A 25,148-nucleotide genomic window follows, 5' to 3' on the forward strand; every position below is an offset into this window, starting at 1 on the left:
GCAATGTTATCCATACCACCGACACATTATAGGCTAACGTCGGTGGGGCAGTTTAGCACAAAGAGCGGAGATTCCCAATTTCGTCTGATTTAGTCGGCCTGCTTGCGCAAAAACGCCGGGATATCCAGGTAATCGGGTTCCTTGCCGGCCTGCGAGTTTTGCTCGTTGACCGCCTTGGCCGCAATTTTCTGCTCTTGCTGTATGGGCGACATGCCGTGATTATGCTGCTGATAGCGGTTTTCCATTATCGGCTGGCTGTTTTGCTTATTGGTCACCAGGGTAATTTCAGGACGCTTGTCCATGCCGATACCGGTGGCCACCACCGTCACACGCAGTTCGTCGTTCATATCCGGGTCAAGGGAGGTGCCGATGACCACGGTCGCGTTGTCGGAGGCGAACGCGCGGATAGTGTTACCCACGGTTTCAAACTCATCCAGACGCAGGTCGAAGCCGGCGGTGATATTGACCAGTACGCCGCGCGCGCCGGACAAATCGATATCTTCCAGCAGCGGGCTGGATATCGCCATTTCAGCCGCTTCTTCCGCGCGATCTTCGCCGCAGGCAACGCCCGAGCCCATCATGGCATAGCCCATTTCGGACATGACGGTGCGCACGTCGGCGAAGTCGACGTTCATCAGACCGGGACGGGTGATCAATTCCGCGATACCCTGCACCGCGCCTTTCAGTACGTCGTTGGCGGCGCCGAAGGCGTCCAGCAGCGAAATACCGCGTCCGAGCACCTTGAGCAATTTGTCGTTGGGGATGGTGATAAGCGAGTCCACGTGCTTGGACAGCTCGGCGATCCCCTGCTCGGCAAACGCCATGCGCTTCTTGCCTTCGAAATTAAACGGCTTGGTCACCACGGCCACGGTCAAAATGCCCAATTCCTTGGCCACTTCCGCCACCACGGGCGCAGCCCCGGTGCCGGTGCCGCCGCCCATGCCGGCCGCGATAAACACCATATCCGCGCCTTCCAGCGCCGCGCGCAGCGCTTCGCGATCTTCCTCGGCGGAATTGCGACCCACCTCGGGATTGGCGCCCGCTCCCAGACCTTTGGTGATGCCGCCGCCAATCTGGATGGTCTGGCCGACCGCGGTTTTACGCAATGCCTGGGCATCGGTGTTGACCGCAAAAAATTCCACGCCTTCGATGCGTTCGCGCACCATATGCTCAACGGCGTTGCCGCCGCCGCCGCCGACGCCGATGACTTTAATCACCGCGTCGTTGGTTAATTCCATAGGTTCAAACATAGTTTCTCTCCGTTTTGTGCCTGTCGCATCGGAGCCAGCCGCCTGCACAGCATGACCCCGCAAGTAAACAATTAAAACTCTTTCCTCAGCCAGCTGCTGATGCGTTTGACCCAGTTGCTTACCGAGGTACGTTTTTCCACTTCAATCTCACCGCTCAAATGAGACTCTTTACCGTAATGCAATAACCCGACAGCGGTAGAATAGTACGGTGCCTGCGCATAATCCGTCAGACCGGTAATATTCAGCGGTTGTCCAATACGCACCTGCGTATGGAACACCCGTTGGGCGCAGGCCGCCAGGCCGTCGATTTGCGCCGCGCCGCCGGTTAACACGATACCGGCGGCCAGATGATGCTTAACCCCTTGCTGGCGAAGCTGCTCCTGCAGTTGCAGGATTTCGTCGTTCACCAGGTTCAATAATTCCGTATAACGCGGCTCAATCACTTCCGCCAGGGTCTGCCGTTGCAGACTGCGCGGCGGACGGCCACCAACGCTTGGGACTTCGACGGTTTCGTCTTTGCTGACCGCCGAGCCCAGGGCGCAGCCGTGGCGCACCTTGATGGCCTCAGCGTCGGCCGGCGGCGTACCGAAGGCATAGGCGATATCGCTGGTCACCACGTTGCCGGCGTACGGTATCACCTTGGTATGCCGCAGGGCGCCCGCGGTATAGACCGCGATATCCATGGTGCCGCCGCCGATATCCACCACGCAGACGCCAAGTTCGCGCTCGTCCTCGGTCAGTACCGCGTAGCTGGACGCCAGGCCGGCGAAAATCAGCTGATCCACTTTCAGGCCGCAGCGCTCGACGGCTTTAACAATGTTCTTCGCCATATCATTATGGCAGGTTATCAGATGAACCTTAGCCTGCATGCGCACGCCGGATAAACCGACCGGATTTTTGATGCCTTCCTGGTAGTCGATGGCATAATCCTGGGGTATCACATGCAAAATCCGGTGTTCGTCGCGCACCCGCACGGATTTGGCGGTATGCACCACATTCTCCACATCTTCCTGCGTAACTTCTTCTTCTGAAATAGGAACCATCCCTATTTCGTTCTGGCAACTTATATGCTTGCCGGATAATGCCAGGTAAACCGAGGAGATTTGGCAATCCGCCATCAGCTCGGCCTGATCGATGGCGCGCTGGACGCATTTCACCACCGATTCGAGATCGTTTACGCCGCCTTTATCCATACCCCGGGAAGGGCAGCTGCCCACCCCGATAATATTGACCATGCCATCGGGCAGAACTTCCCCTACCAATGCGGCGACCTTTGCCGTACCGATCTCCAGTCCAACTACCAGTTTTCTGTCCGTCGACTTGATCATTATTATTTAGCCTGTACCTGATTCTGTTGCGAAATACTATTTTGCTGCTGATCGATAAACGCCGGCGCCCAGCCTACCGCGACTCCCGCGTCATAGCGCAAATCCACATAGCTGATGCGTTTGTTATCGGTCCGGGCCTGCTGGAGTAGCACCGGATAAATCCCGATAAAGCGCTGCAAACGCCGGGCCCGGTCGTCGCGGCCCAATTCCAGCCGGATATCATCCGCAAGCGTCAGCTGCCAGGAGTGCCGTGCGCTCATACTGACCGTTTTTAACTGAAATTTATGGGCGGTCATCACGTCATTCATGGTGCGGTAGCCCGTCAGCACATCCTGTTCGCTGCCTTCCGGTCCGTACAGCATCGGCATGGGCTGGTTGCCGATACGCTCGGCGGGAACGCTGAAGGCCTTGCCGCTGGCGTCCAGCATATGCAAATCGTTCCAGCGCGCCACCGGTACATATTCCACCAGGTGGATTTTGAGTTCATCGGGCCACTGCTTGCGCACGCTGGCCTGCTTGATCCACGGCAGCCGTTCTATCTGCTGCTGGATGACATTGACGTCCTGGGTCATAAACGTGCCCGGCGCGCCCAGCGCCAGTATCGCCTGGCGGATATCATCGTTGGTGGTGTAATAACGTTGTCCGGTAACCACCAGCCGGGAAAGCGGCAGACGATGCGCGTCTTTCATCCAGCCGACCACCATCCAGCCGCCCCAGACTATGGTGGCGAGCACCATCATCAGGAATATCAGCCCCGCCAGCTGGCCGCCGTTGCTGCGCCCTGTGGCGGCGCTTTCAGCCTCGCGGCTGCGGATGTTTATCGCTGCCTGGGACATATATCAGCCCGCCACGCTATCTGCGGGCCGCAACGGCACGCGGTGGTTGACGAAAACGCCGCCCGGCGGATGGTTGTTATCAGGCATGTCGTCCCTCTGCGATTGGTCGGGGCTGCAAATGGTTATCGGCCACTTTGCGCGCGATTTTGCCTACGGTTCCGGCGCCCTGCATCAGCACCAGATCATTATCCTGCAACGCCAGCGCCAGCATTTCCGGCAGCGACTCCATGTCCGGCACCATGATGGGGTCGATCTTTCCCCGTCCACGGATGGTCCGGCACAATGAGCGGCTGTCGGCGCCCGGAATTGGCGACTCGCCGGCGGGATAGACATCCAGCATCAGCAACACATCCACCCCGGACAGCACGTTGGCGAAATCCTCATATAAATCGCGGGTGCGGGTATACCGGTGCGGCTGGAACACCATGACCAGGCGTTTATCCGGCCAGCCGGCGCGCGCCGCCTTGATGGTGGCGTCCACCTCGGTCGGATGGTGGCCATAGTCGTCCACCAGCATCACCTCGCCCGTCTTGCCGTTCACATTATCCAGGGGATAGCTGCCGAGGAAATCAAAACGGCGCCCCGTACCCTGGAATTGGAACAACGCCTGCAAAATACTGTCGTCCTCAATGCCTTCCTCGGTAGCCACCGCCACCGCCGCCGCCGCGTTGAGCGCGTTGTGGCGGCCCGGCGCGTTAAGGGTTACCGCCAGCACCGGCTTATCCTGCCGATGGAGATTAAAGCTGCCCTGGGCCCCCTGCTGGCGGTAATCGGTGATGCGCACATCCGCGTCATCGCTGAAGCCGTAGGTAGTGATATGACGGCCCACTTTCGGCAGCAGCTCGCGAATCACCGGATCGTCCATGCACATCACCGCGCGGCCATAAAACGGCAAATTATGTAAAAACGTAATAAACGTCTGTTTCAGCAGTTCGAAATCGCCCTGGTAGGTATCCATATGGTCGGCTTCGATATTGGTGATAATCGCCACCATCGGCTGCAGGTGCAGGAACGAGGCGTCGCTTTCATCCGCTTCGGCAATCAGGTAGCGGCTGCACCCCAACCGGGCGTGCACGCCGGCCGCCTTTACCAGCCCGCCGTTGACAAAGGTCGGGTCCAGCCCGGCCTGGGCGTAAATACTGGCCACCATGGCGGTGGTGGTGGTCTTGCCATGGGTGCCGGCGATGGCGATGCCATGGCGAAAACGCATCAGCTCCGCCAGCATTTCCGCGCGCTGGATAACCGGGATCCGGGCCTCTTTGGCCGCCACGATTTCCGGATTGTCGCTGGCGATGGCGCTGGAGACGACGACGACGCTTGCCTCGCTGATATTTTCCGGGCGGTGGTTAAAAAAGATCGTGGCCCCCAGTTCCGTCAATTGCTGCGTCACGGCATTCGGCGCCAGATCGGAGCCGCTGATTTGATAGCCTTCGTTCGCCAGCACTTCCGCGATACCGCCCATACCCGCGCCGCCGATGCCGACAAAATGGATTTGCCGCACACGCCGCATCTCGGGTACAAAAGTTCGCAGTTTCGCCAGTTGTTGTGTATTCACGTTTTAACCACTTAAAGTATTATGATTTCTCAACAGACGGCGCCATGGCCCCGTCCGGTTAATGTCACATTGCCGGCGCGTAGCGGTTATCCGCCTTCACCGCCGCCGCCACTTCCCGCGCCACCCGCTCCGTCGCGTCCGGAATCGCCGCTTTGCGGGCATTCTGCGCCATCGCCAGCAGCGTCAATCGATCCCATCCGGCCAGCGTCTCGCTCACGCTGTCCACCGAGAACTGCGGCTGTTCGATAATCCGCGCCGCGCCCGCCTGTTCCAGCGGACGGGCGTTCCAGTACTGCTGCCGGTCTTTATGCAAAAACGGCACAAAAATCGCGGGCAGGCCGGCGGCGGCGATTTCACTTACCGTCAGGGCGCCGGAGCGGCAAACCACCACATCCGCCCAACCGTAAGCTGCCGCCATGTCGTCGATGAATTCGGTCACGTTATGCCCGGTCTGTCCCAGCGCGGCATAAGCCTGGTTAACTTCGTCCAGCGCGCCTTTGCCCACCTGGTGCCAAAGCGTGATGCGCTCGCCCAGCCGGGCGGCCACGCCGGGCATGGTCTGGTTCAAAACGCGCGCGCCCTGGCTGCCGCCAATCACCAGCACCCGCACCGGTCCCTGCCGGTCCCGCAGGCGTTCCGCGGGCAACGGCAGCGCCAGCACATCGGTGCGCACCGGGTTGCCCACCACGTCGGCGTTGGCAAACGCGCCGGGAAACGCCTGCAATACTTTTGTCGCTATCTTCGCCAGCCAGCGGTTGGTCAGGCCGGCGATGCCGTTTTGCTCATGCAGGACGACCGGCACCCCGCACAGCCACGCCGCCAGGCCGCCGGGACCGGAAACATAACCGCCCATGCCCAGCACCACATCCGGCCGGTAGGCGCGCATAATGGCTTTCGCCTGCCGCACCGCCCGCCAGATGCGCACCGGCGCATACAGCTGTGCCCGCCATCCTTTGCCGCGTAATCCGCTGATGCGGATAAAATCAATGTCGATACCGTTTTTCGGCACCAGATCGGCTTCCATGCGATCGGCGGTGCCCAGCCAGCGTACCTGCCAGCCCTGCGCCATCAGATAATGCGCCACCGCCAGCCCCGGGAATACATGGCCGCCGGTACCACCGGCCATCACCATTAAACGCCTGGTTTTGCCGGTCATCGGGGCCCCCTTGCAAACGCCTGCGCCTTGGTCAGGCGCGTTTCATAATCGATACGCAATAATAATACGATGGCGGTAGACATAATCAGCAAACTCGACCCACCATAACTGATAAGCGGCAACGTCAGCCCCTTGGTGGGCAGCATGCCCGCGGCCGCCCCCACGTTGACCAACGCCTGGAAACTGAACCAGATCCCGATGGCGCAGGCCAGGAATCCGGAGAAGCGCTGATCGATCTCCAGCGCCTTGCGCCCGATGGACATGGCGCGAAAAGCGACGAAGAATACCATCAACAGCGCCAAAACCACACCGAAATACCCCAGTTCCTCACCTAAAATCGCAAAGATAAAGTCGGTATGCGCCTCGGGCAGATATTCCAGTTTCTGTACCGAGTTCCCCAGCCCCTGTCCCCAGAATTCGCCGCGGCCGAACGCCATCAGCGATTGGGTCAGCTGGTAACCGCTGCCGAAGGGGTCCTGCCAGGGATCCCAGAACGAGGTGACGCGGCGCATACGGTAGGGTTCGGCGATAACCAACAGCACCACGGCAAAAATGCCCGAGCCGATAATCGACAGGAACTGCCACAGCTTCGCGCCGGCCAAAAACAGCATCGCCAGCGTGGTCACGAACAGCACCACCACGGTGCCCAGGTCGGGCTGCGCCAGCAGCAGCACCGCCAGAACCACCATCACGCCCATCGGTTTGCAAAAGCCCCAGAAGTTGGTACGGACTTCTTCCACTTTGCGCACCAGGTAACTGGCGAGATAGCAAAACAGCGACAGTTTGGATAATTCCGCCGGCTGGATACGCAGCGGTCCCAGCGCTATCCAGCGCGAGGCGCCGTTGACCGAACTGCCCACCACCAACACCACCAGCAGCATCACCATGGTGATCAACAGCATGCCCGAGCTGTAGCGCTGCCAGACTTCCATCGGTATGCGCAACGTCACCAGCGACAGGCCGAACGCCAGCGCCAGGTAAAAGGCATCGCGCTTGGCAAAATAAAACGGGTCGTCGGACAGCCGCTGGCCGATGGGCATCGACGCCGAGGTGACCATGATAAAACCGAGGCAGGCAAGACCCAGCGTCAGCCAAAGCAAAGTGCGATCGTAGAGCACGTTGGTGGGCGCCTCGACATCGCGCACGCCCATAATCCAATCTTTCAGTCCGCCAAAACGGCTCAGCCCCGGCATATGCATCAGCCTAACTCCTTTGCCAGCCGCACGAATTCATCGCCGCGATGTTCAAAACTACGGAATTGATCGAGGCTGGCGCACGCCGGCGACAGCAGGACCATGTCCCCTGCCCCGCATTGGCCGGCAATCAGTTTCATTGCCTGTTCCAGGGTCTCGGTGAGCGTCGAGACTTCCGGACGCAGGCCGGCCAGCTGCGCGCCGTCGCGGCCAAAGCAGTACAGTCTTATCCGTTCGCCCTGCAGCAGCGGCAGCAGCGGGCTAAAGTCCGCCGATTTGCCGTCGCCGCCCAGCAATAAATGCAGCGTGCCGTCGACCGCCAGGCCATTCAGCGCCGCCTCGGTACTGCCGACATTGGTGGCCTTGGAGTCATTGATCCAGCGCACGCCGCGGTGTTCATAGGCCAGTTGGAAACGATGGGCCAGGCCGGTAAACGTCTCCAGCGCCTTCAGGCTCGCCGCGCGCGGGACGGATACGGCATCGGCCAGGGCCAGCGCCGCCAGGGCGTTGGTATGGTTATGGCGTCCGGTCAGCTTCATCGCGGCGGTATTGAGCACATCCTCGCCCCGGACGCTCAGCCATTGGCCGTCCGGACGCAAATCGAGCCGGTAATCCCCGGCGCCGACGCCAAAACTGACGCAGCGCGGGTCATTGCCGCGCACCGGCATGGTCAGGGCGTCATCGGCATTCACCACGCAGACCCGCGCCTGTTCGTAAATCTTTAATTTGGCCGCGCGGTACTGCTGCATACCCAGCGGATAACGGTTCATATGATCCTCGGTAACATTGAGGATGGTGGCGGCGGCGGCACGCAGGCTGGAGGTCGTTTCCAATTGGAAGCTCGACAGTTCCAGCACGTACAGCTGATAAGGCTCGTTGAGCAGCATCAGCGCCGGCCAGCCGATATTACCGCCCACGCCCACGTGCCAGCCGGCGCTTTTCGCCATCTCGCCCACCAGCATGGTGACGGTGCTTTTGCCGTTGGAACCGGTAATCGCCACGATTGGCGCCCGGGCCTCGCGGCAAAACAGTTCAATATCGCCGACGATTTCCACGCCCGCGGCGGCGGCGGCCAGGGCCGGATGCGCCAGGGCGATGCCGGGGCTGGCGACGATCAGATCCGCCTCCAGCAGCCAGTCTTCATTCAGGCCGCCCAGGTGCCGTTCCACCTTATCGGCAAGCTTATCCAGCCCTGGCGGTGTAAAACGGGTGTCCATCACCCGGGGCGTGACGTTTCGGCTGATAAAAAAATCAACGCAGGAGAGACCGGTCAGTCCCAACCCGATAATGACAACATTTTTACCCCGATAGTCGGTCATCATAGTTACCGCACCTTCAGCGTCGCCAGTCCAATCAGGACCAGCATCAGCGAGATTATCCAAAAGCGCACGATCACGCGCGGTTCCGGCCAGCCTTTCAGCTCATAATGATGATGAATCGGCGCCATGCGGAAAATCCGCTGGCCGCGCAGTTTAAACGACCCCACCTGCAGGATTACCGACATGGTCTCCATGACAAACACGCCGCCCATGATCACCAGCAGGAACTCCTGGCGCAACAGTACCGCAATGGTGCCAAGCGCCCCGCCCAGCGCCAGTGAGCCGACATCGCCCATAAATACCTGGGCCGGGTAGGTGTTAAACCATAAAAAACCCAACCCGGCGCCGACGATGGCGGTACAGACTATCACCAGTTCCCCCGCGTAACGGATATAGGGGATATGCAGATAGTTGGCGAAATTCATATTCCCGGTGGCCCAGGCCACCAGCGCCAGCCCGGCGGCGACAAACACCGTCGGCATGATCGCCAGGCCGTCCAGCCCGTCGGTCAGGTTTACCGCGTTGCTGGTGCCGACGATGACGAAGTAGGCCAGCAGGACATACAGCAGCCCGAGCTGGGGCATGATGTCCTTGAAAAACGGCACCACCAGTTGGGTGGCCGGCGTCCCTTTGCCCACCTGGTACATGGTAAACGCCACCGCAATGGCGATGATCGACTGCCAGAAATACTTCCAGCGGGCAATCAGTCCCTTGGTATCCTTGCGCACCACCTTGCGGTAGTCATCGATAAATCCGACCACGCCGTAACCCAGCAGCACAAACAGCACGCACCATACATACGGATTCGACGGGTAAGCCCACATCAGCACCGAAATGGTGATGGAGGTTAAAATCATCAGCCCGCCCATGGTGGGAGTGCCGCGTTTGCTGAAATGCGACTCCGGTCCGTCGCTGCGCACCACCTGGCCGATTTGCAATTTTTGCAGCCAGGCGATCAGATGCGGTCCCATCCACAGCGAAATAAATAACGCGGTCAGCAGGCTGACGATGGCGCGGAACGTCAAATACGAAAAGACGTTAAAGCCCGAATAAAATTGGACCAAATGTTCGGCCAGCCAAACTAACATGTTGCTTTCTCCTGTAACGCGCGCACTACCTGCTCCATTGCGGAACTACGTGAACCTTTGACTAATAGGGTAATTACCGCATGTTCAGACAGTAACTGCGTCAGACGGAAAGTCAGCGACGCTTTATCCTGGAAATGTTCGCCACGGCCGCTGGCTTCGCTTATTGCCTGGCTCAGCCTGCCGACGCTTAAAACTTTGTCAATGCCCGCCATACGTATGGCGTCGCCCACCTGGCGATGGCATTCTTCTTCCCCGTCGCCCAGCTCGGCCATATCGCCCACCACCATCACCCGGTAACCCGGCATGTCGGCCAAAACCTGCGCCGCGGCGGTCATCGAGCCGACGTTGGCGTTATAGCTGTCGTCGAGCAACAACCGGCCCTGGCCCAACGTAATGGGAAACAGCCGGCCCGGCACGGCGCTCAGCTGCGCCAGGCCGAGAACCACGGCTTCAAGGGTGGCGCCGACCGACAGCGCCAGCGCGCTGGCCGCCAGCGCGTTCGCCACGTTATGGCGCCCCGGCAAGGGGAGTTTCACCCGGCATTCGCCCAACGGGCAATGCAGCGTAAAATCGACTCCGCCCTGGGTAGCGCAAACGTCGCTGGCGTAAAAATCCACCGCGTCGCCCGCCTGCGGCGAGAAGCGCCATACCTGCTTATGCTGCAGCAGCGCCTGCCAGTGCGGCCAATCGTGGCTATCGGCATTGATAATGGCCCGGCCCTGGGGCGGCAGACTGCCGAAAATTTCGCCTTTGGCCTGCGCCACGCCGCTCAGCGAACCGAAACCCGCCAGATGCGCGGCGGACAGGTTGTTTACCAGCGCCGTTTCCGGCCTGACCAGATCGGTGGTATAGGCGATTTCGCCGATATGGTTGGCGCCAAGCTCGATAACCGCAAAATCATCCGCGGGCGTCAGGCGCAGCAGCGTCAGCGGCACGCCGATGTCATTGTTGAAATTGCCGTCGGTATATAACACCCGTCCGCACTGGCGCAGGATGGCGGCGGTCATTTCCTTGACCGACGTCTTGCCGGACGAGCCGGTCAGGGCCACGACCCGCGCGGGCACCTGGCTGCGCACCCAGGCGCCCAGCAATCCCAGGGCGCGGCGGGTATCGGCCACCAGCAGTTGGGGCACGTCCACCGGTAAGCGCTTACTCACCAGCAGGGCGATAGCCCCGCCGGCAATAGCCTGCCGCGCAAAATCATGGGCATCGAACGTCTCGCCCTTGAGCGCCACGAATAAACCGGACGGCGCCACGGCGCGCGAATCGGTGGATACGGCGCTGATAACGCTGTCCGCGCCGATAAATTCCGCGTTCAGCACCGGGGCCAGCGTTGCGAGGGATACGCTAATCATGCGAGCGCCCCCAATAAACGCGCCACGGTGGTGCGATCGGAGTAATCCAGGCGTTGCTTGCCGATCAGCTGGTAATCCTCATGGCCCTTGCCCGCCACCAGCACCACGTCCTGCTCGCCGGCCTGCATCACGGCGCTGGTTACCGCTTCGGCCCGGCCCGGGATCACCATGGCGCCGCCCGCATTCAGCAGCCCCGCCAGGATATCGTTGATGATGGCCATCGGCGCCTCGCCGCGTGGATTGTCATCGGTGATCACCACCCGATCGGCGTATTGTTCGGCGATGCCGCCCATCAGCGGGCGCTTACCTTTATCACGATCGCCGCCGCAGCCGAACACGCACCACAGCTTACCGTGGCAGTGCTGCCTGGCCGCCGCCAGCGCCTTTTCCAGCGCATCCGGCGTATGGGCGTAGTCCACCACCACCGTGGGTTTGCCGGCGGCATGAAATACTTCCATACGACCGTTTACCGACTGTAACTGCCCCGCTTTGCGGGCCAGTTCAGCCAGCGGATAGCCCAGCGCCAGCAGGGTGGCAAAGGCCAACAGCAGGTTGCTGACATTAAACTCGCCAATCAGCCGGCTGCGGATTTGCCCGCCGCCCCAGCTGGAATCAAACTGGATTTCCACGCCGGTGGCGTGATACTGCACCCGGGTGGCCTGCAGCCAACGGGCGGGCAAGGGCGACGGCAGGCGCTGGCTGACGGATACCGCCACCGCCTCAGGCAGCCGGGCCAGCCAGCGCCGGCCCACCTCGTCGTCGGCGTTGATAATGCGCTGCGCCACATTAGGGCTGGCGAACAGCTGCCATTTAGCCGCTTCGTAATGGGCCATATCGCCATGGTAATCCAGGTGATCGCGGCTCAGGTTGGTAAACGCGGCGGCGGCGAAATGCACATCGGCCACCCGGTGCTGCACCAGGCCATGGGAAGAGACTTCCATGGCGGCGAACTCCGCGCCCTGCTGATGTAGCTGATACAGCGTCTGCTGCACATCAACGGCCGAGCCGGTGGTATTTTCCGCCGGGACGACCTGGCCGAATAAACCGTTGCCCACGGTGCCCATGACGGCGCTCGTGTCACCCATCAGCTGCGCCCATTGCGCCAGCAGGTGGGTGGTGGTGGTTTTACCGTTGGTGCCGGTGACGCCGGCCAGCCGTAGCGCCTGCGACGGCTGGCCGTAAAAACGGCCGGCCAGGGCCGATAACCGCGCGTTCAGTCCGGCAAGGTAGATAACCGGGACGCCATGCTGCTCGCGCAGCTCGCCATCCGCGGCCTCGCCGTCGGCTTCCGCCACCACGGCGGCAACACCTTGCGCAATAGCCTGGGAAATATAGCTGCGCCCGTCCGCTTTATGGCCGGCTACGGCCACAAACAGATCCCCGGCAGCCGCCGTGCGGCTGTCCAGCGTCATTTCCCTCAGCGCGCGCTCCGGCGCCTGGGGCACCCACGGAGCGAGCAATTCGCGCAAATTACGATCGGTCACCTGATCCCTCTTTTCGATTAGTTACCATGTCATTTTTATCTCCGGTCTGAAGAGCATCCGGTTCCACGTTCATCGTTCGCAACACGCCGCCCATAATGGCGCCGAACACCGGCGCGGATACGGCGCCGCCGTAGTATTTGCCGGCCTGCGGATCGTTGATGACCACCACCAGCGCGAAGCGGGGCTGGCTGGCCGGCGCCACGCCCGCGGTATAGGCGATGTATTTATTGATGTATTGTCCGTCGGGACCGACCTTTTTCGCGGTGCCGGTCTTGATGGCGATGCGATAGCCTTTGATGGCGGCCTTGGTGCCGCCGCCGCCGGGCAGCGCGACGCTTTCCATCATATGCACCACGGTGCGCACCAGGGTCTCGGGGAATACACGCTCGCCCGCCACCGGCGGATCGACCTTGGTAATCGACAGCGGGCGCAAAATGCCCAGGCTGCCGACCGTGGCATAGACACGCGCTAACTGTAACGGCGTTACCATTAGCCCGTAGCCGAAAGAGAAGGTGGCCCTCTCTATGTCAGACCACCGTTGTTTATGGGGAAATAAGCCACTGCTTTCTCCGACCAACCCCAAATTGGTCGCCTTACCCAGGCCAAAACGCGAGTAGGTATCTACCAGCGCCGAGGAGGGCATCGCTAACGCCAGCTTGGAAACGCCGACGTTACTCGATTTTTGCAAAACCCCGGTCAGGGTCAGCTCGGCATAACGGGCCACGTCTTTGATCTCATGGCCGTTGATGTAATAAGGCACGGTATTGAGTACGCTATTTTCCTTGATAACGCCGCGCTGCAAGGCGGTCATTACCACCATCGGCTTCACCGTGGAACCCGGTTCGAAAATATCGGTGATGGCGCGGTTGCGCATCACGTCCTTGGTCGTCCCGCTCAGGTTATTAGGGTTATAGGAAGGGCTGTTGGCCATCGCCAGAACCTCGCCGGTGTTGACATCCACCAGCACCGCGGTGCCCGATTCGGCTTTATTAAAGGCCACCGCGTTGTTCAATTCCCGGTAGACCACCGCCTGGAGCCGTTCGTCGATACTGAGGACCAGGTTATGCGCCGCCTGGCTATCGACGGTGGAGATATCCTCGATCACCCTGCCGAAGCGGTCTTTGCGCACCGTGCGCTCGCCGGGCTGGCCGGTCAGCCAGCGGTCGAAGCTTTTTTCCACCCCTTCGATGCCCTGGCTGTCGATATTGGTAAAACCGATCAGGTGGGCGGTAACTTGCCCCGCCGGATAGTAACGCCGCGACTCCTGGCGCAAATAAATACCGGGCAGCTTCAGCTTGTGGATGTAGTCGCCAATGGCCGGATTGACCTGACGCGCCAGGTAAACAAAGCGTCCCTTGGGATTGGCGTTAATGCGCGAGGACATCTGATCGAGGGGGATGGATAACGCGTCGGACAGCGCCTTCCAGCGGCTGTCGACGGTGATGCCGCCATGTTCGTTCACTTCTTTCGGGTCGGCCCAAATGGCGTTGACCGGCACGCTGACCGCCAGGGGGCGCCCGGCACGGTCGCTTATCATGCCGCGCGCGGTGGGCACTTCCTGCACACGCAGCGACCGCATATCGCCCTCGCGCACCAGCATGTCCGGATTGATAACCTGCAGGTAGCCCACGCGAAAAACCAGACCCAGCAACGCAAGTAAAATACAGCCGCACAACAACGCAAAACGCCAGCTGACAAAGCTGGCCTGATCTACATAGCGTTTCAATTTTATCGCTCGCGCGGCTTTCATTAAATGTTTAGTTATCCGGTTGCGTTAAGGTTGAACCACAATATTTTCCTGTGAAGGATCCACATGCTGCATCATCAGTTTTTCCGTGGCGAAACGTTCGACCCGGCTATGGTCGCCCAGGGCGTTTTCCTCCAGGATCAGGTTGCGCCATTCGATATCCAGCGCGTCCCGTTCCAGGACCAGCTGCTCGCGCTGGGCGGTCAGGCGCCGCGTTTCATGGGTGGTCGTCACCACCAGAATCGCGGACACCAGTACGGCGACCAGCAAAATAAACGGGATTTTCCCCTGGCGCAGCAGATCGCCGCCGATAATGCCGACCAGGCCGTGCCGTTCGCCGCCGATCATGACGGCAGCCTCTCGGCAAAACGTAACACCGAGCTGCGCGCGCGCGGGTTATCCGCCACTTCCCGCTCCGACGGCTGCATTTTGCCCACCGGCTTAAGCTGCGCCTGGCCGCCCTGCTCGGCGATCTGCGCTTCGGTCAACGGCATGCGCGCAGGCACCTGGGGTCCGCGGCTATGGTCGCGGATAAAACGTTTGACCAGCCGATCTTCCAGCGAGTGAAAGCTGATGACCGACAGGCGCCCGCCGGGCGCCAATACGCCAAGGGCGCTATCCAGCGCCCGTTCGAGTTCTTCCAGCTCGCTATTGATATAAATGCGGATCGCCTGGAAGCTGCGGGTCGCCGGATGCTTATGCTTTTCACGAAACGGGCTGGCGTTAACGATAAGCTCGGCCAGTTCATGGGTGCGCGTCATCGGCGACTGCTTACTTTTTTCCACGATGGCCTCGGCGATGCGTTTGGCAAAGCGCTCTTCGCCGAAGGTCTTTAACACCCAGGCGATATCGTCGGCGCCGGCCTTGGCCAGCCACTCGGCGGCGGACAGCCCGCGGGAGGTATCCATGCGCATATCCAGCGGACCGTCGCGCATAAAGGAAAACCCGCGCAGCGGATCGTCAAGCTGCGGCGACGACACGCCCAAATCAAGCAGGATGCCGTCCACGCGGCCGGTCAGCCCGCGCTCGGACATATAGTCCGCGATGGCGGAAAACGGGCCGTGGATAATGCTGAACCGGGGGTCGTCTATGGCGCGGGCGGCTTCAATGGCCTGGGGATCGCGATCAATAGCCAGCAGTTGTCCCTCCGCCCCCAATTGGGACAGGATCAGGCGCGAATGACCACCGCGACCGAACGTGCCGTCAATGTAAATGCCATTGGGGCGCAGGTTCAGGCCGTTAACCGCTTCATCCAGCAAGACGGTGGTATGTTGATAAGTTTCTGCCATAGCTATAGTGACAAGTCTTGTAGTCGCACAGAGAGTGGTTCCTGCGCCGACAGTTCAGCGTCGATATCATCCTTGACTTGTTGATACCAGGTCTGTTCATCCCACAATTCAAATTTATTGAATTGTCCAACCAGCATCACTTCTTTGGTAAGTCCGGCGTGGAGCCGTAATGTTTGCGCAATAAGCAGCCGCCCGGCGCCATCCATCTGGCATTCGCTGGCATGTCCCAACAACAGGCGCTGCACTCGGCGTTCGGCGGGGTTCATGCTCGACAGACGGGAAAGCTTCTGTTCAATCACTTCCCATTCCGGCAGGGGATAAAGCAACAGGCATGGTTGGTGGAGGTCGATGGTACACACCATCAATCCTTCCGTTTCCTCGATCAGCTTTTCCCTGTAGCGGGTTGGCACGGCTAGCCTGCCTTTACTGTCGAGATTAACCAACGTTGCCCCACGGAACATATGTCGATTTACCCCCGAAAAACCCTTTTCACCACGAAACCCCACTTATTCCCACGCAAAAGAGTGTACGAATGGTATTAAAACATTGTCAAGCTACTAACGAGCAAGAATGGGATTATTTATGCATCAATTAAGAAACTCTGACGGGAATTAGTTGCAGAGGGGCAAAAAAGTACACTAATAACATCATGATATTCATAAATGCGGTGTTTCGATTAAAAATTAGCAATTTTTTGATATAAACCCAGACCAAGCCGCCTGAGGGAGCGTCGGGTCGCCGGCGCCGATTATACGCTTACCGCGGCGCCTCGCTCAATCGCCAGATCGGCCTGGACGGCGGTGCATTTGTTTTAGCGCAATTTTTTTATAATTGCCGTCGCGCAAGCCATCCTAAACAGGCTTTGAAATATAAAGATGCGCCGACATTAATAATGTGGTCTTTACTTTTATTTACCGATAAAACTGGCGATTTTATCCGCAATTTTATTTATGAATGTCCAGCTTAATTAGCCAATCCAGAATATTCCTAACGCAAATTTTGCCTGTAGAAATTGGCTGACTGTCATTTATTTCGCGAACAATTGCCGCCAAATCCAAACCTTCCGCCAACGACCGCTACATAACTTATTGAAAATAAATCATTAAAGTTTCCAGGCCGAATGAAATAGCTTAACGTGAACATCAACGCTGGAAATTAAGCATAAGGAGCTGCTCATATGATTGAAATAAAAACTATTAGCTAGTTAACTACTTACATCCAGTGATGTACTCTATGCCACATAGAATACACACCACAAAACACTATCACCGATGCGTAAACGCATCACCCGGCGACCTTTTTCCTTTGGAGCTACCCGTTATGTTTTCGCGCTCATCTCGTCTGCGCATGGCTGCGGCTGACACATTTGCTTTGGTGGTGTATTGCTTTATCGCGGGGATGTTTATTGAGGTGTTGCTGTCCGGCATGACACTTCAACAATCCTTATCCTCCAGATTGCTTTCCGTTCCGGTCAACATTGTCATTGCCTGGCCGTTCGGCCAGTATCGCGATGCGGTGCTGAGATTGGCGCGCCGTCACGGCCCGAACCGGTTCTGGGCGCGTAACATTGCCGATTTGCTGGCCTATGTCAGTTTTCAATCGCCGGTGTATGTCCTGATCCTGCTGGCGGTCGGCGCGGATTCACAACAGATTTTGACGGCGGTCACGTCCAATGCGGTAGGGTCGATGATTCTGGGCGTGGCATATGGCTATTTTCTTGAGTATTGCCGCCGGCTGTTCCACGTGAAAGGCTACGTTAACTGATTTACCCCGCAAACCCGGTCCGGCAGCATTGGCGCCGGGCCGGAACCCGACAGCCCGGCTTCACCGGGCTTAACCACCTTGCGGGCGAGGGCGGGCAAGGCCCTCAGGCGCGGCTGAGCGAGCCGCGGCGAAACAGGCTGCGCCTGATACGGGTCAATCCCGGTTTCGGCCTGTGCGGCTCGTCCAGGCTTGCCAGCACCAATTCCAGCACCCGCTCCGCCACCTCACGATGACGCTGCGCCACCGCCAGCACCGGACACTCCAGGAAATCCAGCAGTTCATTATCGCCGAAAGTGGCGATCGCCAAATCGGGCGGCAGCCTGCCGCTACGCTTTAATGTCACGTCCATCACGCCCTGCAGCAGGGAAAACGACGTGGTAAAAATCGCCTGCGGCATGTCATGGCTCTCCAGATACTGGCTGAACAACGCCGCCGAAGACGAGCGCTCATAACTATTGGCATACAGGAAATCAGGCTGCCTGGCGTCGCCTTCCCATCCGCGCCTGAAGCCCTGCTCGCGCAGGAAACTCACCGACAGCTCGGGCAAAGCGCCTAAATACAAAACCGACGCGCCGTGAAAACTGCGCAGTTCCCGCGACAACATTTCCGCATCATCCTGATCCGCGCCCACCACGCTGATAAAATGATCGGGATCAAGCGCGCGATCGAGGGCGATAATAGGAAAAGGATCGGTGGCCCAGCGCTGGTAAAATGGATGTTCCGGCGGCAAGGCCGTGGAAACGATAATGGCGTCCACCTGCCGTTGCAGCAGATGTTCAATGCAGCGCATTTCATTATCCGGCTGATCCTCGGAACAGGCGATCAGCAACTGATAGCCGCGCTGGCGCGCCTGGCGCTCCAGATAGTTGGCGATGCGGGTATAACTGGTATTCTCCAGATCGGGTATCACCAGGCCGATGGAACGCGTCCTCCCTGCCCTGAGACCGGCGGCAACCGCGTTGGGATGGTAGTTATGTTCCCGAACCACCGCCATCACCTTTTCCACGGTTTTATCGCTAACGCGGTATTGTTTCGCTTTACCGTTGATCACATAACTGGCGGTTGTGCGCGAAACGCCTGCCAGGCGCGCGATTTCATCCAGTTTCACAGAGACTCCTTTGCGCTGAAAGATTTAACAGTGACCCAATATATCCATATTCTCATCGGGGTATATCATTATGCTACAACTTTTATCAGCATAAAACGCCAAGAAGCGAATAGACGCGCGAGTAAGGCGGGGAAATGGCGGTACACAAAGCAGAAACCGTTTTGTTCAAGGAAGAGCGTGCCAACACCAAACGTAAAGCAGACGTGTTCAAGGAAATGCGTGCCAAGGGGGTCGAATCGGGCGTGGTGTTCCCCCCCGACCGAGCGCCCCATGGTGCGCTAGGCCCGCCAACGCCGAACTTAAAGCAGACGTGTTCAAGGGAAAGCGTGCCAATGGGGTCGAATCGGGCGTGCTTTTCCCGCCCGACCGAGGCCCCATGGCAGGCTATGCCCGCCATCACCGATGCCGCATAAAACCTGTTAAAGGGAGAGCATGCCGATGGGGTTGAATCGGGCGTGGTGTGCCCGCCCGACCGAGGCCCCATGGCAGGCTATGCCCGCCATCACCGATGCCGCATAAAACCTGTTAAAGGGAGAGCATGCCGATGGGGTTGAATCGGGCGTGCTTTTCCCGCCCGACCGAGGCCCCATGGCAGGCTATGCCCGCCATCACCGATGCCGCATAAAACCTGTTAAAGGGAGAGCATGCCGATGGGGTTGAATCGGGCGTGGTGTGCCCGCCCGACCGAGGCCCCATGGCAGGCTATGCCCGCCATCACCGATGCCGCATAAAACCTGTTAAAGGGAGAGCATGCCGATGGGGTTGAATCGGGCGTGGTGTGCCCGCCCGACCGAGGCCCCATGGCAGGCTATGCCCGCCATCACCGATGCCGCATAAAACCTGTTAAAGGGAGAGCATGCCGATGGGGTTGAATCGGGCGTGGTGTGCCCGCCCGACCGAGGCCCCACGGCAGGCTATGACCGCCATCACCGATGCCGCATAAAACCTGTTAAAGGGAGAGCATGCCGATGGGGTTGAATCGGGCGTGGTGTGCCCGCCCGACCGAGGCCCCATGGCAGGCTATGCCCGCCATCACCGATGCCGCATAAAACCTGTTAAAGGGAGAGCATGCCGATGGGGTTGAATCGGGCGTGGTGTGCCCGCCCGACCGGGGCCCCATGGCAGGCTATGCCCGCCATCACCGATGCCGCATAAAGCGTGTTAAAGGGAGAGCGCCCCTACGACTCGATGCTCAGCGCATCACCTTATCGCCGCGCGCCAGCCCGACGATCCCTGACCGGGCCACTTCGACGATACTGCCCACGTCGCGAATAGTGGACAAAAAAGCATCCAGCTTATCGCTGGTCCCCGCCAGCTGAACGGTATACAGCGACGAGGTCACATCCACGATCTGCCCGCGGAAAATATCGGCGCAGCGCTTCACTTCCTCGCGCGCGCCGCCCTCGGCCTGCACCTTCACCAACATGATTTCCCGCTCGACATGAGTACCCTGCCCTTGCCCAAGCTCGCTCACGCGCAGCACATCCACCAGCTTATGCAGCTGTTTCTCGATTTGCTCCAGCACCTTGGCGTCGCCCATGGTCTGGATGGTCATGCGCGACAACGTGGGATCGTCGGTCGGCGCCACGGTCAGGCTCTCGATATTGTAACCGCGCTGGGCAAACAACCCGATCACCCGCGATAACGCGCCCGACTCGTTTTCCAGCAATACTGATAAAATCCGGCGCATGATCAGGTCCTCTCCGTTTTGCTTAACCACATTTCGTCCATGCCGCCGCCCCGAATCTGCATGGGATAGACATGTTCCGTACCGTCAACCATCACATCCACGAACACCAGACGATTCTTTTGCGCCAGCGCCTGGGCCAGCTTGCTTTCCAGCTCATCCGGCGACTGGATGGAAATGCCCACATGGCCGTAGGCTTCCGCCAGCTTGACGAAATCCGGCAGCGATTCCATATAGGACTGGGAATGACGGCCGGAATAGATCATATCCTGCCACTGCTTCACCATACCCAGATAACGATTGTTCAGACTCACCACCACCACCGGCAGATCATATTGCAGCGCCGTGGACAGCTCCTGAATATTCATCTGGATACTCCCGTCGCCGGTAATACAAATCACCGTTTCGTCGGGCAGCGCCAACTTCACGCCAAGCGCGGCGGGCAACCCGAAGCCCATGGTGCCCAGGCCGCCGGAGTTAATCCAGTGGCGCGGCTGGTCAAATTGATAATAGAGCGCGGCGAACATCTGATGCTGGCCGACATCCGAAGTCACATACGCCTTGCCGCCGGTCAGGCGGAACAAGGTTTCGATCACCGCCTGCGGCTTGATCTTGCCGCTGCGGTGATCGTAGTCCAGGCAATGGCGGGCGCGCCACTGTTCGATATCCTGCCACCAGTCGCGCAACGCGTCGAACTGCTGCGTATTCTCGCCCAGCTCCAACTGATCCAGCATTTGCACCAGCACCTGGCGGGCGTCGCCGACTATTGGCACGTCCGCCGTAACGGTTTTGGAAATCGAGGCCGGATCGATATCGATATGCAGCACCGTGGCATCCGGACAGTATTTTAATAAATTATTCGTGGTGCGATCGTCAAAACGCACCCCGACTGCAAAAATCACATCGGCGCGATGCATCGCCATATTGGCTTCATAAGTGCCGTGCATCCCCAGCATGCCCAGGCTCTGGCGATGTGTACCCGGGAAACTGCCCAATCCCATCAAAGAACTGGTCACCGGTATATTGAGTTTTTCGGCCAGCAGACGCAGCTCCTGATGGCAACCGGCGGTTATCGCCCCGCCGCCCGTATAGATAACCGGACGCTCGGCGGCCAGCAGGGTTTGCAGCGCGCGGCGTATTTGCCCTTTATGGCCCTGTACCGTCGGATTATAGGAACGCAGCGATACCGAGTCCGGGTAAAGATAGGGAAATTTATTGGCCGGATTAACGATATCCTTGGGCACGTCAATCACCACCGGGCCGGGACGGCCGGTGGCGGCAAGGTAAAAGGCTTTTTTCAGGATGCCGGGGATATCTTCGGTTTTCTTCACCAAAAAGCTGTGTTTCACCACCGGGCGGGAAATGCCCACCATATCGCATTCCTGAAAAGCGTCGAAACCGATAAGCGAACTGGCCACCTGGCCGGAAATCACCACCAGGGGAATGGAATCCATATAGGCGGTGGCAATGCCGGTCACGGCATTGGTGGCGCCCGGGCCGGAGGTCACCAGCACCACGCCCACCTTGCCGGTGGCGCGCGCATAGCCGTCGGCCATATGCACCGCGCCCTGCTCGTGACGCACCAGGATATGATCGATCCCGCCTACCGTATGCAGCGCATCGTAGATGTCCAGCACGGCCCCGCCGGGATAACCGAATATATGCTTCACGCCCTGGTCGATTAACGATCGGACGACCATCTCGGCTCCTGACAACATCTCCATGGGTTTGCCTCCAGGCTTACGTAGGTTCTTCGCAGCAGCAACAGGCCGCTGTCGCTTGGCACAGGGATGGGAAAAGCTGCCCCTGAAATATTTTTGTTATTAATTTATGACCGGTAACGATAACGCCAGATGATAAGGCAGGCAAATAGCAAAAATCAGCACCGCGGCGGCGCTAATAATTTTTACGCTACCGTTCTCGAGATTGACGCTATAAAACACTGCTTTTAACGCGGCACAAAACCCACCGCGCTGCTGGACGGGATAATTACAGCATCTTAACATTTGCATGGATTAACCGCGAAATGCGCGCGGTGATAAGCATTGCGTATGAATGGTTGACACCCGCCAATGAATCCTGTACCTATAAATACAATGACTCATTCATGAACTGGGACGCCGCTCTAACATGTTCGCTTCTTTCCGTCTACTAGGCCTACTACTACTCGCACTGTCGATGCGCGGTACGCTGGTACACGGAGTTCAGAGCTGACTCATACGTCCCAGATAAAGAACCCGCGCATGGCGCGGGTTTTTTTTTGCCCGCGCAACGTGCCCAGAAACCGCGTCCAAAAACGAAGATAGGATTAATCATGAGCCAACAAGTTATAATTTTTGATACCACGCTGCGCGACGGTGAACAAGCATTGCAGGCCAGCCTGAGTGTGAAAGAGAAACTGCAAATCGCCCTGGCTCTGGAAAGAATGGGCATCGATGTAATGGAAGTGGGTTTCCCGGTGTCCTCTCCCGGCGACTTTGAGTCGGTCCAGACCATTGCCCGTCAAATCAAGAACAGCCGGGTTTGCGGCCTGGCCCGCTGCGTGGAAAAAGATATCGATGTGGCCGCCGAAGCCTTGCGCGTCGCCGAGGCGTTCCGCATCCATGTGTTCCTGGCGACCTCCACGCTGCATATTGAATCCAAGCTCAAGCGCAGCTTCGAACAGGTGATGGAGATGGCGGTGCAGTCGGTCAAACGCGCGCGCAACTACACCGACGATGTGGAATTCTCTTGCGAAGACGCCGGCAGGACCCCGATCGATAACCTGTGCCGTATCGTCGAAGCGGCGATTAACGCCGGCGCCCGCACCATCAATATTCCCGATACCGTCGGCTACACCACCCCGGTGCAGTTCGGCGGCATCATCACCTCCCTGTATGAACGCGTGCCCAATATTGATAAAGCCATTATCTCGGTGCATTGCCACGACGATCTGGGCATGGCGACCGGCAATTCCATCGCCGCGGTGCAGGCCGGCGCCCGGCAGGTCGAAGGCACCCTGAACGGCATCGGCGAGCGCGCCGGCAACACCGCGCTGGAAGAAGTGATCATGGCGATTAAAGTGCGCGCCGATATCCTGGGCGTGCACACCAATATCAATCATCAGGAAATCTACCGTACCAGCCAGATTGTCAGCCAGCTGTGCAATATGCCCATCCCGGCCAACAAGGCGGTGGTGGGGTCCAACGCCTTTGCCCACTCCTCCGGCATCCATCAGGACGGCGTGCTGAAGAACCGCCAGAACTACGAAATCATGACGCCGGAAACCATCGGTCTGAAGGAAGTGCAGTTAAACCTGACCTCGCGTTCCGGCCGGGCGGCGGTGAAGCATCGCATGCAGGAAATGGGCTATCAGGAACAGGATTATAATCTGGACGAACTGTATGCCGCCTTCGTCAAGCTGGCGGACAAAAAAGGCCAGGTATTCGATTACGACCTCGAAGCGCTGGCGTTTATCAGCAAGCAGCAGGAAGAACCCGAACATTTCCGCCTGGACTATTTCAGCGTCCAGTCCGGCTCCAACGATATGGCCACGGCGTCGGTTAAGCTGGTGTGCGGCGAGGAAACCAAATCCGAAGCGGCAACCGGCAATGGTCCGGTGGACGCGGTCTACCAGGCGCTGAACCGGATCACCGACTATCCCATCACGCTGCAGAAATATCAGCTGACCGCAAAAGGCCACGGCCGCGACGCGCTGGGCCAGGTGGATATCGTGGTGGATTATCACGGCCGCCGCTTCCACGGGGTCGGCCTGACCACCGATATCATCGAATCCTCGGCCAAGGCAATGATACACGTGATGAACAATATCTGGCGCGCGCGGCAGGTCGAAATCGAACTGCAGCGTCTGCAAGGGCAAAACAATAAACGGGATTACCAGGAAACGGTGTGAACATGAGTAAGACATATCATATAGCGGTATTGCCGGGCGACGGCATTGGCCCTGAAGTCATGGCGCAGGCCTACAAAATTTTAACCGCCGTGCGCCAGCGTTTTGACGTACGCATCACCACCAGCGAATACGACGTCGGCGGCGCCGCCATCGATCGCCACGGCAGCCCGCTGCCCGCCGCCACGGTCAACGGCTGCGAGCAGGCCGACGCCATTCTGTTCGGCTCGGTGGGCGGCCCGAAATGGGAACACTTGCCGCCGGCCCAGCAGCCCGAGCGCGGCGCGCTGTTGCCGCTGCGTAAACACTTCAAACTGTTCAGCAACCTGCGTCCGGCGCGGCTGTATCCGGGTCTGGAGGATTTCTGTCCGCTGCGCGCCGATATCGCCGCCCGCGGGTTTGATATCCTGTGCGTACGCGAGCTGACCGGCGGCATCTATTTCGGCCAGCCGAAAGGCAGGGAAGGCAGCGGCATGCATGAACGCGCGTTCGATACCGAGGTCTATCACCGCTTTGAAATCGAGCGCATCGCCCGCATCGCCTTTGAATCCGCCCGCAAGCGCCGCGGCAAAGTGACCTCGATCGATAAAGCCAACGTGCTGCAAAGCTCGATTATGTGGCGTGAAATCGTCACTGAAATCGCCCAGGATTATCCGGACGTGGCGTTGGCGCATTTATATATCGATAACGCCACCATGCAGTTGATCAAGGACCCGTCCCAGTTTGACGTGCTGCTGTGCTCCAATCTGTTTGGCGATATCCTGTCCGATGAATGCGCCATGATCACCGGCTCGATGGGCATGCTGCCCTCCGCCAGCCTCAATGAACAAGGCTTCGGTCTCTACGAGCCCGCGGGCGGTTCGGCGCCGGATATCGCCGGCAAGAACCTGGCCAACCCGGTGGCGCAAATCCTGTCCACCGCGCTGTTGCTGCGCTACAGCCTGGGCCTGGATGAAGCCGCCGCCGCCGTTGAACGGGCGGTCAACCAGGCGCTGGAAGCCGGACACCGTACCGCCGATCTGGCCGGCAGCGGCGCCGCGGTCGGCACCGATGAGATGGGCAGTATTATCGCCGGTTATATTACCCAGGGGGCATGAAGA

At 59.1% G+C, this 25,148-nt stretch carries 21 protein-coding genes; 4 read left to right on the forward strand and 17 right to left on the reverse strand.

Features of this window, described 5'->3' with window-relative positions:
• Positions 1 to 89 precede the first annotated feature (89 nt).
• The 14 genes from ftsZ to mraZ form a co-directional block, all read right to left on the reverse strand.
• Positions 90 to 1,250: a cell division protein FtsZ gene (gene ftsZ, locus ABUK12_RS11730; protein ID WP_410016412.1), complete on the reverse strand. Its 1,161-nt coding sequence runs from the start codon at positions 1,248 to 1,250 to the stop codon at positions 90 to 92.
• A gap of 71 nt (positions 1,251 to 1,321) precedes the next feature.
• Positions 1,322 to 2,578, reverse strand: a complete 1,257-nt coding sequence (gene ftsA, locus ABUK12_RS11735; protein ID WP_162363969.1) for a cell division protein FtsA — start codon at positions 2,576 to 2,578, stop codon at positions 1,322 to 1,324.
• Positions 2,579 to 2,580: 2 nt separating this feature from the next.
• Entirely contained in the window at positions 2,581 to 3,414 is an 834-nt protein-coding gene (gene ftsQ / locus ABUK12_RS11740; RefSeq protein WP_410016413.1) for a cell division protein FtsQ, read from the reverse strand.
• Positions 3,415 to 3,493: 79 nt separating this feature from the next.
• Positions 3,494 to 4,969, reverse strand: a complete 1,476-nt coding sequence (gene murC, locus ABUK12_RS11745) for a UDP-N-acetylmuramate--L-alanine ligase (protein ID WP_410016414.1) — start codon at positions 4,967 to 4,969, stop codon at positions 3,494 to 3,496.
• Positions 4,970 to 5,033: 64 nt separating this feature from the next.
• Entirely contained in the window at positions 5,034 to 6,125 is a 1,092-nt protein-coding gene (gene murG / locus ABUK12_RS11750) for an undecaprenyldiphospho-muramoylpentapeptide beta-N-acetylglucosaminyltransferase (protein WP_410016415.1), read from the reverse strand.
• On the reverse strand, positions 6,122 to 7,324 hold the full coding sequence (gene ftsW / locus ABUK12_RS11755; RefSeq protein ID WP_410016416.1) for a cell division protein FtsW: 1,203 nt from the start codon (positions 7,322 to 7,324) through the stop codon (positions 6,122 to 6,124). The genes murG and ftsW overlap by 4 nt, the downstream gene beginning before the upstream one ends.
• On the reverse strand, positions 7,324 to 8,637 hold the full coding sequence (gene murD, locus ABUK12_RS11760) for a UDP-N-acetylmuramoyl-L-alanine--D-glutamate ligase (protein WP_410016625.1): 1,314 nt from the start codon (positions 8,635 to 8,637) through the stop codon (positions 7,324 to 7,326). Before murD ends, ftsW begins: the two co-directional genes overlap by 1 nt.
• A 5-nt stretch (positions 8,638 to 8,642) precedes the next feature.
• Complete coding sequence (gene mraY, locus ABUK12_RS11765) at positions 8,643 to 9,725, reverse strand: phospho-N-acetylmuramoyl-pentapeptide-transferase (RefSeq protein ID WP_410016417.1); 1,083 nt, start codon at positions 9,723 to 9,725, stop codon at positions 8,643 to 8,645.
• Positions 9,719 to 11,080, reverse strand: coding sequence for a UDP-N-acetylmuramoyl-tripeptide--D-alanyl-D-alanine ligase (gene murF, locus ABUK12_RS11770; RefSeq protein ID WP_410016418.1), 1,362 nt, complete (start codon positions 11,078 to 11,080; stop codon positions 9,719 to 9,721). Before murF ends, mraY begins: the two co-directional genes overlap by 7 nt.
• Positions 11,077 to 12,564 (reverse strand): UDP-N-acetylmuramoyl-L-alanyl-D-glutamate--2,6-diaminopimelate ligase, encoded by a 1,488-nt coding sequence (gene murE / locus ABUK12_RS11775; RefSeq protein ID WP_410016419.1) that lies wholly within the window; start codon positions 12,562 to 12,564, stop codon positions 11,077 to 11,079. Before murE ends, murF begins: the two co-directional genes overlap by 4 nt.
• Positions 12,551 to 14,314: a peptidoglycan glycosyltransferase FtsI gene (locus tag ABUK12_RS11780; protein ID WP_410016420.1), complete on the reverse strand. Its 1,764-nt coding sequence runs from the start codon at positions 14,312 to 14,314 to the stop codon at positions 12,551 to 12,553. Before ABUK12_RS11780 ends, murE begins: the two co-directional genes overlap by 14 nt.
• Before the next feature lie 24 nt (positions 14,315 to 14,338).
• Entirely contained in the window at positions 14,339 to 14,659 is a 321-nt protein-coding gene (gene ftsL / locus ABUK12_RS11785; RefSeq protein WP_410016421.1) for a cell division protein FtsL, read from the reverse strand.
• The gene (gene rsmH, locus ABUK12_RS11790) at positions 14,656 to 15,600 is read right to left on the reverse strand and encodes a 16S rRNA (cytosine(1402)-N(4))-methyltransferase RsmH (protein WP_410016422.1); all 945 of its coding nucleotides are present in this window, start codon (positions 15,598 to 15,600) and stop codon (positions 14,656 to 14,658) included. The genes ftsL and rsmH overlap by 4 nt, the downstream gene beginning before the upstream one ends.
• A 2-nt stretch (positions 15,601 to 15,602) precedes the next feature.
• A complete protein-coding gene (gene mraZ / locus ABUK12_RS11795) occupies positions 15,603 to 16,061 on the reverse strand; it encodes a division/cell wall cluster transcriptional repressor MraZ (RefSeq protein ID WP_331119622.1) in 459 nt (152 codons plus the stop codon).
• A gap of 859 nt (positions 16,062 to 16,920) precedes the next feature.
• Here mraZ and ABUK12_RS11800 point away from each other — a divergent pair.
• Entirely contained in the window at positions 16,921 to 17,364 is a 444-nt protein-coding gene (locus ABUK12_RS11800; RefSeq protein ID WP_410016423.1) for an L-alanine exporter AlaE, read from the forward strand.
• A 103-nt stretch (positions 17,365 to 17,467) separates the two neighbouring features.
• On the opposite strand, the gene cra is transcribed toward ABUK12_RS11800, so the two are convergent.
• On the reverse strand, positions 17,468 to 18,472 hold the full coding sequence (cra, locus tag ABUK12_RS11805; RefSeq protein ID WP_410016424.1) for a catabolite repressor/activator: 1,005 nt from the start codon (positions 18,470 to 18,472) through the stop codon (positions 17,468 to 17,470).
• Positions 18,473 to 18,606: 134 nt separating this feature from the next.
• Here cra and ABUK12_RS11810 point away from each other — a divergent pair, with 134 nt between their 5' ends.
• On the forward strand, positions 18,607 to 18,885 hold the full coding sequence (locus ABUK12_RS11810) for a hypothetical protein (protein WP_410016425.1): 279 nt from the start codon (positions 18,607 to 18,609) through the stop codon (positions 18,883 to 18,885).
• Positions 18,886 to 19,664: 779 nt separating this feature from the next.
• Here the strand turns inward: ABUK12_RS11810 and ilvN are convergent.
• Positions 19,665 to 20,162, reverse strand: coding sequence for an acetolactate synthase small subunit (gene ilvN, locus ABUK12_RS11815; RefSeq protein WP_410016426.1), 498 nt, complete (start codon positions 20,160 to 20,162; stop codon positions 19,665 to 19,667).
• Positions 20,163 to 20,164: 2 nt separating this feature from the next.
• Positions 20,165 to 21,883, reverse strand: a complete 1,719-nt coding sequence (ilvI, locus tag ABUK12_RS11820; protein WP_410016427.1) for an acetolactate synthase 3 large subunit — start codon at positions 21,881 to 21,883, stop codon at positions 20,165 to 20,167.
• A gap of 590 nt (positions 21,884 to 22,473) precedes the next feature.
• On the opposite strand from ilvI, the gene leuA reads away from it, so the two are divergent.
• Both leuA and leuB read left to right on the forward strand, forming a co-directional pair.
• Entirely contained in the window at positions 22,474 to 24,051 is a 1,578-nt protein-coding gene (gene leuA / locus ABUK12_RS11825) for a 2-isopropylmalate synthase (protein ID WP_410016428.1), read from the forward strand.
• Positions 24,052 to 24,053: 2 nt separating this feature from the next.
• Entirely contained in the window at positions 24,054 to 25,145 is a 1,092-nt protein-coding gene (gene leuB, locus ABUK12_RS11830; RefSeq protein ID WP_410016429.1) for a 3-isopropylmalate dehydrogenase, read from the forward strand.
• Positions 25,146 to 25,148 lie beyond the last annotated feature (3 nt).

Origin of the sequence: Sodalis sp. C49 (assembly GCF_046352915.1) — a bacterium.
GTDB lineage: Bacteria > Pseudomonadota > Gammaproteobacteria > Enterobacterales > Enterobacteriaceae > Acerihabitans.